Origin of the sequence: Halomonas sp. Bachu 37 (assembly GCF_039691755.1) — a bacterium.
GTDB lineage: Bacteria > Pseudomonadota > Gammaproteobacteria > Pseudomonadales > Halomonadaceae > Vreelandella > Vreelandella kashgarensis.
In genome coordinates, this window is the sequence record NZ_CP137552.1 from 38,163 (window position 1) to 52,616 (window position 14,454).

Consider the following 14,454-nt stretch of genomic DNA (forward strand, 5'->3'; position numbering starts at 1 on the left):
ATGCTCACTTGCGCTGAATGGTATGAGCGGCACGGCAAGATGCCGCGTCTCTATGTAGATGCGGCTGCTCCGTTAACGCCCGATAGTGATGTGGTATTGCCCGACGCTCCAGCGCATCATCTGACCCGTGTGTTGCGCATGGGCGAAGGCGCGCCCGTCGTCCTGTTCGACGGGCGCGGCCGGGAAGCGGGCGGGTTATTGGTGGCGGCCGGACGCAAGGAGGTAGTCGTCAGGCTGGCAAGCGTCTGGGATGGCCAGCCGGCGTCGCCCTTGGCAGTACATCTGGGTCAGGCGATCTCCAAGGGGGATCGCATGGATTACGCCATCCAGAAAGCCGTGGAACTGGGAGTGGCCGCGATCACGCCGTTGTATACCGAGCACGGCGACGTTCGTCTCAAGGGTGAACGGGAAGCCAAGAAGCTCGGCCATTGGCAAGCCGTGGCCATCAGCGCCTGCGAGCAGTGCGGGCGGGCCATCGTGCCGACCGTCTACACCCCTCGACCCTTGGCCGACTGGCTCGACGCGCGAGAGGAGAGCCTGCGGCTGATATTGCATCCCGCCACGCAGAATGCGTTGCAAATGACGTATTCATCCGCGGATGCCGCCTTGTTGATTGGCCCCGAAGGGGGCATTTCCGACCGCGAAGTTGCTCTGGCCGCAACCGCCGGCTTCCAGCCGTTGACCCTCGGTCCGCGTATCCTGCGCACCGAGACCGCTCCCGTGGTGGCACTCTCGTTGCTGCAGCACTATTTCGGTGATTTATAGGTTCGTTCGGCGGTTTATAGGTCCTGCGGTTGATAGGTCTTGTTTAAGCCTCGATCTCAACCTTTCTTGAACAACTGCTCGTCACGGTTCTTGAATGCCTTGAACTCCAGAGCATTGCCCGAGGGATCGTAGAAGAACATGGTGGCCTGCTCGCCGGGCTCACCCTTGAAGCGTATGTAGGGCGCTATCTCGAAGGCCACATCGTTGTCGCGCAGCTTTTGCGCAAGCGCTTCCCAGGCGGGCATTTCCAGCACCACACCAAAATGAGGCACCGGAACGCCATGGCCGTCGACGGGATTCTTGTGGCTCGCGGCGGGCGCCTCCATCAGCGCGGGGTTCAAGTGACAGACGAACTGGTGCCCATAAAGATTGAAATCCACCCAGCTTTCCGAGGAACGGCCTTCCGGGCAGCCGAGGAAATCCCCATAGAAACGACGGGCTTCATCGATATCACGTACTTGCACAGCAAGATGAAATGGATCGGATACGCTCATGGTAGCTCCTTTCGATGAGTAGGATGACGGTTCAGCATACATCGAGAATAGATGATTCCGTTGGAGATCTTAAACTTTGTCGTTACGCGGCTAAGCTCCATAATGTAACGCTATTACCTTCAGGTTATCGACTATGACTCGTGAATCTCGCCGCGCTTTTCCCGCTACTGCCGACCCTGGTACGGGCACAGGTACTGGCTCCGGTACTGGCGGGCTTGCCGCCGCGATACAACCCGGCAAGGTGGCCTATCTGAAGGTGACCACCGTGAACGATACGGGAGCCTTCCTGGACTGGGGCCAGCCCAAGGAACTGTTGTTGCCCTATAGCGAACAGCGCTTTCGTCCCGATCCCGGCAAGCGGGTGCTGGTCATGATCTATGAAGACGACCAGGGGCGCCCCGTGGCGACCATGCGTCTGGATCGCTTCCTCTCCGATGACGCCTGGGCTCTGGAAAGCGGCGAGGAAGTCGGCTTGATCGTGGCGGATAGAACGGATCTGGGCTTGAAGGTGGTGGTCAATGACCGCTACTGGGGGCTCGTTTACCAAGATGACGTCACCCAGCCGCTACGCCGTGGACAAATGCTTACCGGTTACGTGAAACAGCGCCGTGAAGACGGAAGGCTGAATATCTCGTTACTTCCTCCGGGGTCTGCGCGACTGGATGTCGTGGGCGAGAAAATACTCGAGGCGCTGCGCCTCAGCGGTGGCTACCTGCCTCTAGGAGACAAGAGTTCTGCCACCGAGATCAAGACGCGGTTGGGCGTGAGCAAGAGCGCGTTCAAGCAGGCGATCGGACGGCTCTACAAGCAGCGCCTGATTACCCTGGAGCCCAATGCCATCCGCCTGGCGCCGCTTAACGAGACGGATTAAACGCCTGTCGGTTGGAGCTAGCTCAGGCCTGCGGCATACTGCAGCCTGTCACTAACGCCGGATAAGAGTGCCCCAATGAGCCGACCCAGCCTCAAGATTGGCGTGGTAATGGATACTATCGCCGACCTCGCCTACAAGAAAGATACTACCTTGGCCATGCTGTGGGCCGCCCAGGATCGTGGCTACTCGCTCTATTACATGGAACAGGAAGATCTGTTCCTGAATGCCGGGCAGGCCTATGCTCGCATGTCTCCATTGACCGTCTACCGAGATCCCTCTCACTGGTATGAACTGGGGGAAGCCGATGCCCGGCCGCTGGCGGAGCTGGATGTGGTCCTCATGCGCAAGGACCCGCCGGTGGATGTCGATTTCACCAATGCGGTCCATCTGCTCGGGTTTGCCGAACGCGAAGGCGTTTTGGTGGTCAACCCCACCTCAGCGCTGCTTACCTGCAACGAAAAGTTGTTTGCCCAGCAGTTCCCCCAGTGTTGCGCACCGACCCTGGTGGCTAGCCGGGCGGATGTGTTGCGCACCTTCCACGCGGAACACGGCGATGTGATCTTCAAGCCGCTGGATGGCATGGGCGGTAGCGGAATCTTTCATATAGGTCCGGATGGTCGCAATCTGGGTGCGGTAATCGAAGAGCTGACGTTACGTGGCCGCCGGCAGATCATGGCACAACGCTATCTTCCCGCGATCAAGGATGGCGATACGCGCATTCTTCTGGTGGAAGGAGAACCGGTTCCTTTCGGCCTGGCACGTATACCTTCCGCCGGTGAGACGCGGGGCAACCTTGCCGCAGGAGGACGCGGCGTCACTCGTGAATTGACTGCCCGCGATCACTGGCTGGTCAAGCAGGTACAGCCGATGATTCGTGAAAAAGGCCTGATGTTCGTCGGTCTGGATGTCATCGGTGACTACATCACCGAAATCAACGTCACCAGTCCCACCTGCGTACGTGAAATCGATGACCAGCGCGGCACCGATATTGCCGGCCTGCTCATGGATGCCATAGAACGGCGTCTCGCCTAACGCAACGACACCATAACCGTGCCCGGAACCGTGCTTTCTTCTGGCCGGGCATACACTAGACTGAGCGTCAGGCTGGTTCTGAACGCCGGGAGTCTCATGCAAAGTTTGAAAGATCATTTCCTTTTGGCGATGCCGCACCTGGAAGATCCCAATTTTTCCGCCAGCCTCGCCTATCTATGTGATCATGACGATAACGGCAGCATGGGCGTTATCGTCAATCGCCCGATGGAGATCACCCTCGAGGCGTTGTTCGACCAACTCGAGCTTGGTGGCGAACGCAGCCCGCACCGTGACACGCCGGTATATTACGGCGGCCCCATGCACAAGGACCGCGGATTCATCCTGCATCGGGGCAGTAGCGATGCATGGGATTCGAGTATCCAGGTCACGCCCGAGATCGCCCTCACGACTTCGATGGACATGCTGCAAGCCCTGGCCGAAGGCCGGGGGCCGGAGCATTTTCTGGTTTGCCTGGGTTGCGCCGGCTGGGAGGCTGGGCATCTGGAAGAGGAACTCAAGGAAAATACATGGCTGACGGTACAGGGTCGGGCTGACGTACTCTTCGATGTTCCGCCGGCGGAGCGGCTCACTGGCGCTGCCGCCATCCTCGGGGTCGATCTCAACTTGATGACCCGCGATGCGGGCCACGCTTGATGGCGCAGGTCGGGCAGCGCCTGGTATTGGCCTTTGATTTCGGCACCCGCCGTATCGGCGTGGCGGTAGGCAATGAAATGTTGCACAGCGCCCGGGAATTGACGCCACTCACCGCGCGCGATGGCATCCCTGACTGGCAAGTCGTCACGCGCCTGGTTGATGAGTGGCAGCCGGACCTGTTCGTGGTGGGCCTGCCCATCAACATGGATGGCAGCGAATCGGAAATGAGCAAGCGCGCTCGCAAGTTCGGCAATCGCCTGCACGGGCGCTACGGCAAGCCCTGCACCATGGTGGATGAACGTGGTTCCACCCGGGAAGCCAAATCCATCGCGCGTGAGGCGGGGCATAGCGGCAATTATCGGGCACAAAGCGTGGACGGCATTGCCGCGGTATTGATCCTCGAAGGTTGGTTCGCCCACTGCGAAGGCTTGCCAGGGGCGCGAACCTCCTCCTGATTCATATTATTTCTCGCCTATGGGTGTCGACGATTGCCCTCAGCGATCCAGCACGCCGATACGCTCCGGCACAAACCAGCGTACTGGCTGCAAGTCTTTCTCGATCAGCTCATCGACCTTCAATAATGTGGCGAAAATCGCCATCCGCATCGGAATACCATTGTCGGTCTGGCGAAATATCGCCAGGCGTGGATCGCCGTTCAGGTCGACATTCAGGTCGTTGGCACCGGGGCGGCTATCGCGTGGCAAGGGGTGCATGACAATGGTGCTGTCACTGCAGCGCTGGTCGAGGAAGTCCCTGTTGACCATGAAATCATTGGAAAGCCCCTGAAAGCTCTCGTTCATCTCGTCGGTAAAGCGCTCTTTCTGAATGCGAGTGGTATAGACCACGTCTAAATCCGAGAAGTCGCAGGCCAAAGAGTCGCGCTGTTCAATGCGGTGGCCGCGCGATGCCACCAGGTTGGTCAGCGTCGAGGGCATCTCCAGCCCAGGCGGCGATACCAGAGTGATGCGCAGCGGATCGTAGAGAGAGAGCAGCTTGATCAACGAATGAACCGTGCGGCCGTACTTGAGGTCGCCGGTCAGCAGAATATGCGCACCAGCGAGTGACTTGCCTAAACGCTGAAATTCCTTGTCGATGGTATAGAGGTCCAGCAAGGCCTGGCTGGGATGTTCTCCCGGCCCATCGCCGCCGTTGATTACCGGCACGTTCGTCGCTGCGGCAAACTCCGCCACCGAGCCCTGGTCGGGATGACGCATTACGATGGCATCGCAGTACCCGCTCATGACTCGGCTGGTGTCATAAAGCGATTCACCCTTGGCCATGGACGAGAAAGTAAAGCCCGTGGTGTCGCATACACTGCCGCCTAACCGGCAGAATGCCGCATTGAAGCTCACTCGAGTCCGGGTACTCGCCTCGAAGAACAGGTTGCCGAGTACCGCTCCTTCCAGCACACGGGTGACCTGGCGACGCTGGGCAACAGGTTCCATGCGTGACGCAACGCGCAAGAGATGGTCGACACTGTCGCGGCTCAAGGAGTCGACGGAAAGTAGATGGGAATTCATCGCAGGCCTCAACGTTAGGATGGACGGCGCTAGTGTAACCGCGAGAAGAAGCTCCACCGAACCTCTTTCGAGCATCGGCGGGCAACCCAAAGGAAACTTTCTTACAAACCCCTTGCCAACTCCGCTGTGAATCCGTAAAGTACGCAACCGCTGCCGGGGACGCCAAGCGTTTCCAGCGGTGGATGAAGGTGAAAACCTTCGGATTGTCAGGAGGTTAGCGAAGTTTTGCTCTCTCGCTTCACGCGCTGACATCAGCGGTTGACAATCACCCGGAAATGCGTAGAATGCGCTTTCCTCGCTGAGGCAAGCCAGTTCAACGGCAAGCCAGTGACTTCTCTTGAAGTTCAGCAGCGAAACAGCTCTTTAACAATTTGATCAGGTAATTCATGTGGGCGCTTGTCGATGAGGGTGACAAATCACCTATTATCAAGGCAAGCGACTCGTCAAAGGCTTCGGCCTAAGACTGAATTCGTTTGAAACCTTGAGCCAAGATTGGTTCGCTTTCTCCTTCGGGAGAGCAAGAACCGCAATGATTGTAAACTGAAGAGTTTGATCATGGCTCAGATTGAACGCTGGCGGCAGGCCTAACACATGCAAGTCGAGCGGTAACAGGGGAAGCTTGCTTCCCGCTGACGAGCGGCGGACGGGTGAGTAATGCATAGGAATCTGCCCGGTAGTGGGGGATAACCTGGGGAAACCCAGGCTAATACCGCATACGTCCTACGGGAGAAAGGGGGCTTCGGCTCCCGCTATCGGATGAGCCTATGCCGGATTAGCTGGTTGGTGAGGTAAAGGCTCACCAAGGCGACGATCCGTAGCTGGTCTGAGAGGATGATCAGCCACATCGGGACTGAGACACGGCCCGAACTCCTACGGGAGGCAGCAGTGGGGAATATTGGACAATGGGGGCAACCCTGATCCAGCCATGCCGCGTGTGTGAAGAAGGCCCTCGGGTTGTAAAGCACTTTCAGCGAGGAAGAACGCCTTCGGGTTAATACCCCGGAGGAAAGACATCACTCGCAGAAGAAGCACCGGCTAACTCCGTGCCAGCAGCCGCGGTAATACGGAGGGTGCAAGCGTTAATCGGAATTACTGGGCGTAAAGCGCGCGTAGGCGGCGTGATAAGCCGGTTGTGAAAGCCCCGGGCTCAACCTGGGAACGGCATCCGGAACTGTCACGCTAGAGTGCAGGAGAGGAAGGTAGAATTCCCGGTGTAGCGGTGAAATGCGTAGAGATCGGGAGGAATACCAGTGGCGAAGGCGGCCTTCTGGACTGACACTGACGCTGAGGTGCGAAAGCGTGGGTAGCAAACAGGATTAGATACCCTGGTAGTCCACGCCGTAAACGATGTCGACCAGCCGTTGGGTGCCTTGAGCACTTTGTGGCGAAGTTAACGCGATAAGTCGACCGCCTGGGGAGTACGGCCGCAAGGTTAAAACTCAAATGAATTGACGGGGGCCCGCACAAGCGGTGGAGCATGTGGTTTAATTCGATGCAACGCGAAGAACCTTACCTACCCTTGACATCCTGCGAACCCGGAAGAGATTCCGGGGTGCCTTCGGGAACGCAGAGACAGGTGCTGCATGGCTGTCGTCAGCTCGTGTTGTGAAATGTTGGGTTAAGTCCCGTAACGAGCGCAACCCTTGTCCTTATTTGCCAGCGCGTAATGGCGGGAACTCTAAGGAGACTGCCGGTGACAAACCGGAGGAAGGTGGGGACGACGTCAAGTCATCATGGCCCTTACGGGTAGGGCTACACACGTGCTACAATGGCCGGTACAAAGGGTTGCGAGCTCGCGAGAGTCAGCCAATCCCGAAAAGCCGGTCTCAGTCCGGATCGGAGTCTGCAACTCGACTCCGTGAAGTCGGAATCGCTAGTAATCGTAGATCAGAATGCTACGGTGAATACGTTCCCGGGCCTTGTACACACCGCCCGTCACACCATGGGAGTGGACTGCACCAGAAGTGGTTAGCCTAACGCAAGAGGGCGATCACCACGGTGTGGTTCATGACTGGGGTGAAGTCGTAACAAGGTAGCCGTAGGGGAACCTGCGGCTGGATCACCTCCTTAAACGATGCGTCATCCTCGCGGCAAGCGCTCACAATGAATTACCTGATCAGAATGCTGTTGATACGCAGTGATAAGGGGTTTTGCTCTTCTCACGTTAAAAAGAAAAAAGAAAAGTCTTTTAAAGATATTCTCCTTTTTTCAACGTGAAAGAACCCTTATCACTGCGCATAGCAGTCGCTCTTTAACAATGTATATCATGCTGACATAAACGTCTTTTTAAGACGTTTATACGTAAATTGTTTTGTGATACGTCTCAAGCGTATCCGGCAATCGTTATCATTGCGAGATTCAGACTCCTTCGGGTTATAGGGTCAAGCAATGAAGCGCACACGGTGGATGCCTAGGCAGCCAGAGGCGATGAAAGACGTGGAAGCCTGCGATAAGGTTCGGCGAGGTGGCAAACAACCTGCGACCCGGACATCTCTGAATGGGGAAACCCACTCACCATCAGGTGAGTATCGTATCCTGAATCCATAGGGGTACGAGGCGAACCCGGGGAACTGAAACATCTAAGTACCCGGAGGAAAAGAAATCAACCGAGATTCCCCCAGTAGCGGCGAGCGACCGGGGAGTAGCCCTTAAGCATGAGACTGATTAGACGAACGTGCTGGGAAGCACGGCCGTAGCGGGTGATAGCCCCGTAGTCGAAAATCTGATCATGTGAAATCGAGTAGGTCGGGGCACGAGAAACCTTGACTGAAGACGGGGGGACCATCCTCCAAGGCTAAATACTCCTGGCTGACCGATAGTGAACCAGTACCGTGAGGGAAAGGCGAAAAGAACCCCGGAGAGGGGAGTGAAATAGATCCTGAAACCGTGTGCGTACAAGCAGTAGGAGCCCACTTGTTGGGTGACTGCGTACCTTTTGTATAATGGGTCAGCGACTTATTTTCAGTGGCGAGGTTAACCGTATAGGGGAGCCGTAGGGAAACCGAGTCTTAACTGGGCGCACCAGTCGCTGGAAATAGACCCGAAACCGGGCGATCTATCCATGAGCAGGGTGAAGATTGAGTAACATCAATTGGAGGCCCGAACCAGGATCTGTTGAAAAAGATTTGGATGACTTGTGGATCGGAGTGAAAGGCTAATCAAGCCCGGAGATAGCTGGTTCTCCTCGAAAGCTATTTAGGTAGCGCCTCACGTATCACCACCGGGGGTAGAGCACTGTTTCGGCTAGGGGGTCATCCCGACTTACCAACCCGAGGCAAACTCCGAATACCGGTGAGTGCCAGCGTGGGAGACACACAGCGGGTGCTAACGTCCGTTGTGAAAAGGGAAACAACCCAGACCGTCAGCTAAGGTCCCCAAATCCTGGTTAAGTGGGAAACGAGGTGGGAAGGCTCAGACAGCTAGGAGGTTGGCTTAGAAGCAGCCATCCTTTAAAGAAAGCGTAATAGCTCACTAGTCGAGTCGGCCTGCGCGGAAGATGTAACGGGGCTAAACCAGGTACCGAAGCTACGGGTTCATCCTCAGGATGAGCGGTAGAGGAGCGTCGTGTAAGCCGATGAAGGTGGATTGAGAAGTCTGCTGGAGGTATCACGAGTGCGAATGCTGACATGAGTAACGATAAAGGGAGTGAAAAACTCCCTCGCCGGAAGACCAAGGGTTTCTGTTCGATGCTAATCAGAGCAGAGTGAGTCGGCCCCTAAGGCGAGGCCGAAAGGCGTAGTCGATGGGAAACGGGTCAATATTCCCGTACCGGACATGATTGCGATGGGGGGACGGAGAAGGCTAGGTGAGCCAGGCGTTGGTAGTCCTGGTGAAAGTGAGTAGGCTGAGGAATCAGGCAAATCCGGTTCCTCAAGGCCGAGACACGAGACGAACAGCCCACGGGCTGGAAGTCACTGATGCCACGCTTCCAGGAAAAGCCTCTAAGCACCAGATCATGTGCGACCGTACCCCAAACCGACACAGGTGGTCAGGGTGAGAATCCCCAGGCGCTTGAGAGAACTCGGGTGAAGGAACTAGGCAAAATGGTGCCGTAACTTCGGGAGAAGGCACGCCGGCGTATCGTGAGAGCCCCCGCGGCTTCAGCGAGAACCGGTCGAAGATACCAGGTGGCTGCAACTGTTTAGTAAAAACACAGCACTCTGCTAACGCGCAAGCGGACGTATAGGGTGTGACGCCTGCCCGGTGCCGGAAGGTTAAGTGATGGTGTTAGGCCTCGGCCGAAGCTCTTGATCGAAGCCCCGGTAAACGGCGGCCGTAACTATAACGGTCCTAAGGTAGCGAAATTCCTTGTCGGGTAAGTTCCGACCTGCACGAATGGCGTAATGATGGCCACGCTGTCTCCACCCGAGACTCAGTGAAATTGAAATCGCCGTGAAGATGCGGTGTACCCGCGGCTAGACGGAAAGACCCCGTGAACCTTTACTATAGCTTCACACTGGACGCTGTTGTTGCCTGTGTAGGATAGCTGGGAGGCTTGGAACTGCGGACGCCAGTTCGCAGGGAGCCGACCTTGAAATACCAGCCTGGCATCATTGGCGTTCTCACTCAGGTCCGTGATCCGGATCGAGGACAGTGTGTGGTGGGTAGTTTGACTGGGGCGGTCTCCTCCCAAAGCGTAACGGAGGAGCACGAAGGTACCCTCAGCACGGTCGGACATCGTGCAATGAGTGCAAGAGCATAAGGGTGCTTGACTGCGAGACAGACACGTCGAGCAGGTGCGAAAGCAGGTTCTAGTGATCCGGTGGTTCTGTATGGAAGGGCCATCGCTCAACGGATAAAAGGTACTCCGGGGATAACAGGCTGATACCGCCCAAGAGTTCACATCGACGGCGGTGTTTGGCACCTCGATGTCGGCTCATCACATCCTGGGGCTGAAGTCGGTCCCAAGGGTATGGCTGTTCGCCATTTAAAGTGGTACGCGAGCTGGGTTTAGAACGTCGTGAGACAGTTCGGTCCCTATCTGCCGTGGGCGTTGGATGTTTGAGAAGCGCTGCTCCTAGTACGAGAGGACCGGAGTGGACGACCCTCTGGTGTTCCGGTTGTCACGCCAGTGGCATTGCCGGGTAGCTATGGTCGGACGGGATAACCGCTGAAAGCATCTAAGCGGGAAGCCCCCTTCAAGATGAGACATCCCCGAGGCCTCGAGCCTCCTGAAGGGCCCAGCGAGACCAGCTGGTCGATAGGCACGGTGTGGACGCGCTGCAAGGCGTTGAGCTAACGTGTACTAATGGCCCGTGAGGCTTGACCCTATAACACCCAAGGGGTCTGCTCAAAATGATAACGATCGCGTGTGAACACACGCAGAGAACCGGATACGCAACGAGTAAGCGACACGCTTGCTTGAAGTGACAGAGACGCTCACAAAACACGTCAATGGCAACACACCAGGACGACACAGCATGATATGCATTACCCGTTACGCCTGACGACCATAGCGAGTGGGAACCACCTGATCCCTTGCCGAACTCAGCAGTGAAACCGCTTAGCGCCGATGGTAGTGTGGGGCTTCCCCATGCGAGAGTAGGTCATCGTCAGGCACCTATCCAGAAAACCCCCAGCTTCGAAAGAGGCTGGGGGTTTTTGTTTTGCCTAACTGCTCGGCTTTTGTGACAAAATACTGTTCTCCAGGAGGAAAACCATGACACAAATGCGCTGGGAACAGCTGCTTTCACCAAAGCGCTTGCACGATCAACGACCGGATGGCGCGCAGGAAATCGGCCGAACTCCTTTTCACAAGGATCATGATCGGATTGTGTTCGCTGGCTCGTTCCGGCGCTTGGGACGCAAGACCCAAGTTCATCCATTAACGGAAAATGATCATATTCATACGCGCTTGACCCATTCGCTGGAAGTGGGCTGCGTCGGGCGCTCCTTGGGAATGATTGTGGGCGAACTCCTGCGCGAGCGCTTGCCCGCCTGGATTTCCCCGGCCGACCTTGGTGTGATCGTACAGGCTGCCTGTCTCGGCCACGATATCGGCAACCCCCCCTTTGGTCATGCAGGTGAGTACGCTATCCGCGACTGGTTCCGGCGTGCCGAGGCGGAAGGGCTCCTGCAAGGCCTCTCCGCCGCTGAAAGATTGGATTTGTTGACCTATGAAGGCAATGCCCAGGGCTTTCGCGTTATCACCCAGATCGAATACAACCAGTTCAATGGCGGAATGCGTCTCACGGCAGCTACGCTGGGCACCTTGTTGAAGTATCCCTGGAGCGTGACTCATGGCGGGAAAGCGGGCAAGTTTGGCTGCTATCAATCAGAAAGCCACCTGCTGAAAGAGGTGGCAGAAGCAGTGGGCTTGCTGCCGCAAGGCGAGCACCGTTGGTGTCGGCATCCCTTGGCCTGGTTGGTCGAGGCTGCCGATGATATTTGCTACGCCCTGCTGGACCTGGAGGATGGCCTGGAAATGGGCATCCTGCGCTATGAAGAAGTGGTGGAGATACTCAGGCAAATAGCGGGTCATCTACCAGCCGAATACGATACGATGACCGCTCAAGGAGCCTCACAGCGGCGCTGCATCGCCTTACTGAGAGGAGCCGCCATGGAACGTGCGGTCAATGAAGTCGGCTCGGTTTTCGTACAGCACGAAAACACTCTGCTCAACGGCTCGCTAGACCAGGATCTGCTTGAACTGTGTCATCCGGACCTGGGGTGGGGGGTCAAAGCGGCCAAACAGCTGGCCCGGGAGCGTATTTTTCAGAATGAGAGAAAAGCCAAGCTGGAGATCGGTGCTTACACGACTCTGGGTATTCTCCTGGAAGCCTTTATCGGTGCAGCGCACGAACTTCACTATACAGGACGCTCATCATTCAAGCACCAGCGTGTCCTGGCCTTGATTGGCGAAAATACACCGCGTGCTTCCTGGCCTCTTTATGAGAGTTACCGCCGTATGCTGGATTTCATCGGTGGCATGACCGACCACTACGCGGTGGATCTGGCTCAGGAGATGGGCGGCCGCTTGCGTGGCGACTGATAACGGCCTAGACGGAGGGGCTTTTGAGATGCTTGAGTTCCCTCAAGGAGGCGCGCTGTTGCAGTAGTTGTATGACCTGATCATGAATGGCTTGGGTCAGGTGGCCTGGTTGCGATTGACGCAGATGGCGTGCCAAGGCTTCGCCACTTACCACCTCGATATCACTTCTCGCTTCCTCGCTATCTATTTCCCAACCAGGTAGTACCAGAATACCTTTCACCGGTATCGAGGCACCACACTGCTGGGCCAACCATTGCGCTACCCACCGTGTTGCCTGGCGTGTCTTGTAGAGCGGGCGCCGCTCTTGCCAATAAGGGAACCGCAGCCGTTCTTGCTCCACTGCGACCTGGTTGAGTTCACGGCCATCGGCAGCGACAGGCCGTGCACGGGCACGGGTTTCCACTGCGAAGACACCATGAGGAGTCACCACGACGTGGTCGATGGTGAAACTGTCGGCCGGTACATCATGGAAGACATAATAGGGGTGCGATTCGGGACGAATCAGCCGCTCCAGCTCCTGTCCCACCGCCAGTTCGCAGGCCAGACCCAGCTTTAGCCGCCGAATACGCTGATAGTCTCGCACCAGAAGAAGGGAAAAAGCCAGGACCAGGACGGTACTCAGCAGCCCGTATAACGCCCATTCCACCCAGTCCTGGCGTTGAACAAACAACATTCTGCCCATGCCATATACCAGTGGTGCCAAGCTGATAAGGGGACCTAGCGCGCCATTGAGAAACAGCGAAGAAAATGCGTGGTCTAGGCGGTTGCGTAGTGCCTGGCCGGGTTCACGTAACAGGTGGGAATCAAACGGAGAATGCACTCGGGCATCGTGCAGGCTACGCAAGGCGAGGACGATGCCGGCCATGGCTGCCAGAGGAAAAAGAAATATCAGAGGTAATACATATTCCAGCCAAGCCATTGGAGTTCCTTGACCCACATGATTCATCAACCGTGATGGATGATAATGACGCCGACGATAGGTAGACGGTTAGCTCAACCCCCGGCCAGCTTGACCCGATAACCCAAGTCGCTTAATTCCTGTTTGAGGATATCACGCTGGTCTCCCTGAATCTCGATCACGCCGTCCTTTACCGACCCACCGGTGCCACAGCGTTTTTTCAGCGTCTTGGCAAGACTCTTCAGTTCCGCCTCGGGGAGAGCGATGCCGCTTAACGTAGTCACCCCTTTGCCCTTGCGCCCACTGGTTTCCCGCCGAATGCGAACGATGCCGTCCATTGCCTCTAGGCGTTGCTGCTGGGCCAGCTCCTCGCACCGACACTGAGCGGCAGGTTCACGGCAATGGGGACATGTCTGGCCATGTTCGGTGGAGTAGACGAGCCCTCCGAGTTGCTCTTTTAACGAGGCCATGAGTGATCTCCTGACAGCTGTCTCTAACGGTTATCGGGCGTGGGTGAGGGACACAAGCGGACGCTCCTGAACCAGGCGCGCCACCATGGCGGGTAGCTGGTACATATTGTCGATCATGACAGCCCCTTGCGGAGTGGCTTCAACGTCGGGGTGACGATTGAGATGGATAACCGTCATACCGGCATCAAGCGCGGCCTGGACTCCCACTAGCGCATCATCGATAGCGATGCAGTCATGAGCCGCAAAGCCCATGATGCTGGCAGCATGCAAGTGCAGGCAAGGTTCGGGTTTCCAGCAATTGGCGGTATAGCCACTGAACAGCCGCTCCCCGAAATAATCGCTTAGCCCCGTTGCCTTCAACGCGGCCCGTATCTTGGTTTCGGGACCGTTGGAAACCACGGCATTGGGGATATGGGCCAAGGCAGCGAGCGCTTCGGGAACGCCTGGAATCAGGATGAGCTCCTGTTCCAGTCGGCGTGCCAGATTGGCCCGCATGGCGGTTTCCATGATTTCCAGCTGCTGCGGGTCGACTTCACCATATCGTCGCTGCAGTTCCGCCACGATACGGCGAAAGCGAACGCCACGAAATTCACCCAGGTAATCCTCGACGGCAAAGGGTAGCCCCACGGCATTGAGCCCTACGGCCATCTCTTCGGCCAGTAACGGCTCACTGTCGACCAGCGTACCATCGCAATCAAATAGCAGACCGAGTGGGCGAGGCATTGAAGCTCCCTAGCAACTGCTCACGAAACACCGTGT

The 14,454-nt window shown here is 56.9% G+C and carries 11 protein-coding genes and 3 rRNA genes; 9 read left to right on the plus strand and 5 right to left on the minus strand.

Annotation, left to right across the window (positions count from 1 at the left end):
• The first annotated feature begins 39 nt into the window (after window positions 1-39).
• Window positions 40-765: a 16S rRNA (uracil(1498)-N(3))-methyltransferase gene (locus R5M92_RS00170; protein WP_346797001.1), complete on the plus strand. Its 726-nt coding sequence runs from the start codon at window positions 40-42 to the stop codon at window positions 763-765.
• Window positions 766-821: 56 nt separating this feature from the next.
• On the opposite strand, the gene R5M92_RS00175 is transcribed toward R5M92_RS00170, so the two are convergent.
• Window positions 822-1,259: a VOC family protein gene (locus R5M92_RS00175; protein ID WP_346797002.1), complete on the minus strand. Its 438-nt coding sequence runs from the start codon at window positions 1,257-1,259 to the stop codon at window positions 822-824.
• A 133-nt stretch (window positions 1,260-1,392) separates the two neighbouring features.
• Here R5M92_RS00175 and R5M92_RS00180 point away from each other — a divergent pair, with 133 nt between their 5' ends.
• The 4 genes from R5M92_RS00180 (at window position 1,393) to ruvX (ending at window position 4,271) form a co-directional block, all read left to right on the plus strand.
• A complete protein-coding gene (locus tag R5M92_RS00180) occupies window positions 1,393-2,130 on the plus strand; it encodes a S1 RNA-binding domain-containing protein (RefSeq protein ID WP_346797003.1) in 738 nt (245 codons plus the stop codon).
• Window positions 2,131-2,205: 75 nt separating this feature from the next.
• The gene (gene gshB / locus R5M92_RS00185) at window positions 2,206-3,162 is read left to right on the plus strand and encodes a glutathione synthase (RefSeq protein WP_346797004.1); all 957 of its coding nucleotides are present in this window, start codon (window positions 2,206-2,208) and stop codon (window positions 3,160-3,162) included.
• Between the two features lie 96 nt (window positions 3,163-3,258).
• Entirely contained in the window at window positions 3,259-3,816 is a 558-nt protein-coding gene (locus tag R5M92_RS00190; protein WP_346797005.1) for a YqgE/AlgH family protein, read from the plus strand.
• Window positions 3,816-4,271 (plus strand): Holliday junction resolvase RuvX, encoded by a 456-nt coding sequence (ruvX, locus tag R5M92_RS00195; protein ID WP_346797006.1) that lies wholly within the window; start codon window positions 3,816-3,818, stop codon window positions 4,269-4,271. The genes R5M92_RS00190 and ruvX overlap by 1 nt, the downstream gene beginning before the upstream one ends.
• Before the next feature lie 39 nt (window positions 4,272-4,310).
• Here ruvX and pyrB read toward each other — a convergent pair whose 3' ends face one another.
• Window positions 4,311-5,336, minus strand: a complete 1,026-nt coding sequence (gene pyrB / locus R5M92_RS00200; protein WP_346797007.1) for an aspartate carbamoyltransferase — start codon at window positions 5,334-5,336, stop codon at window positions 4,311-4,313.
• Between the two features lie 537 nt (window positions 5,337-5,873).
• Between pyrB and R5M92_RS00205 the strand changes: the two genes are divergently transcribed.
• The 4 genes from R5M92_RS00205 (at window position 5,874) to R5M92_RS00220 (ending at window position 12,327) form a co-directional block, all read left to right on the plus strand.
• A 16S ribosomal RNA gene (locus tag R5M92_RS00205) occupies window positions 5,874-7,406 on the plus strand.
• 309 nt (window positions 7,407-7,715) lie between these two features.
• A 23S ribosomal RNA gene (locus tag R5M92_RS00210) occupies window positions 7,716-10,606 on the plus strand.
• A 172-nt stretch (window positions 10,607-10,778) separates the two neighbouring features.
• Window positions 10,779-10,894 (plus strand): 5S ribosomal RNA (gene rrf / locus R5M92_RS00215).
• The 16S, 23S and 5S rRNA genes sit together here, the layout of an rRNA operon.
• 101 nt (window positions 10,895-10,995) lie before the next feature.
• On the plus strand, window positions 10,996-12,327 hold the full coding sequence (locus R5M92_RS00220; RefSeq protein WP_346797008.1) for a deoxyguanosinetriphosphate triphosphohydrolase: 1,332 nt from the start codon (window positions 10,996-10,998) through the stop codon (window positions 12,325-12,327).
• A 7-nt stretch (window positions 12,328-12,334) separates the two neighbouring features.
• On the opposite strand, the gene R5M92_RS00225 is transcribed toward R5M92_RS00220, so the two are convergent.
• The 3 genes from R5M92_RS00225 to R5M92_RS00235 all read right to left on the minus strand — a co-directional run bounded on the left by R5M92_RS00225 (window position 12,335) and on the right by R5M92_RS00235 (window position 14,418).
• Window positions 12,335-13,246, minus strand: coding sequence for a nuclease-related domain-containing protein (locus tag R5M92_RS00225; protein ID WP_346797009.1), 912 nt, complete (start codon window positions 13,244-13,246; stop codon window positions 12,335-12,337).
• A 74-nt stretch (window positions 13,247-13,320) separates the two neighbouring features.
• On the minus strand, window positions 13,321-13,695 hold the full coding sequence (locus tag R5M92_RS00230; RefSeq protein WP_346797010.1) for a translation initiation factor Sui1: 375 nt from the start codon (window positions 13,693-13,695) through the stop codon (window positions 13,321-13,323).
• A gap of 30 nt (window positions 13,696-13,725) precedes the next feature.
• Window positions 13,726-14,418, minus strand: coding sequence for an HAD-IA family hydrolase (locus R5M92_RS00235; RefSeq protein WP_346797011.1), 693 nt, complete (start codon window positions 14,416-14,418; stop codon window positions 13,726-13,728).
• Window positions 14,419-14,454 lie beyond the last annotated feature (36 nt).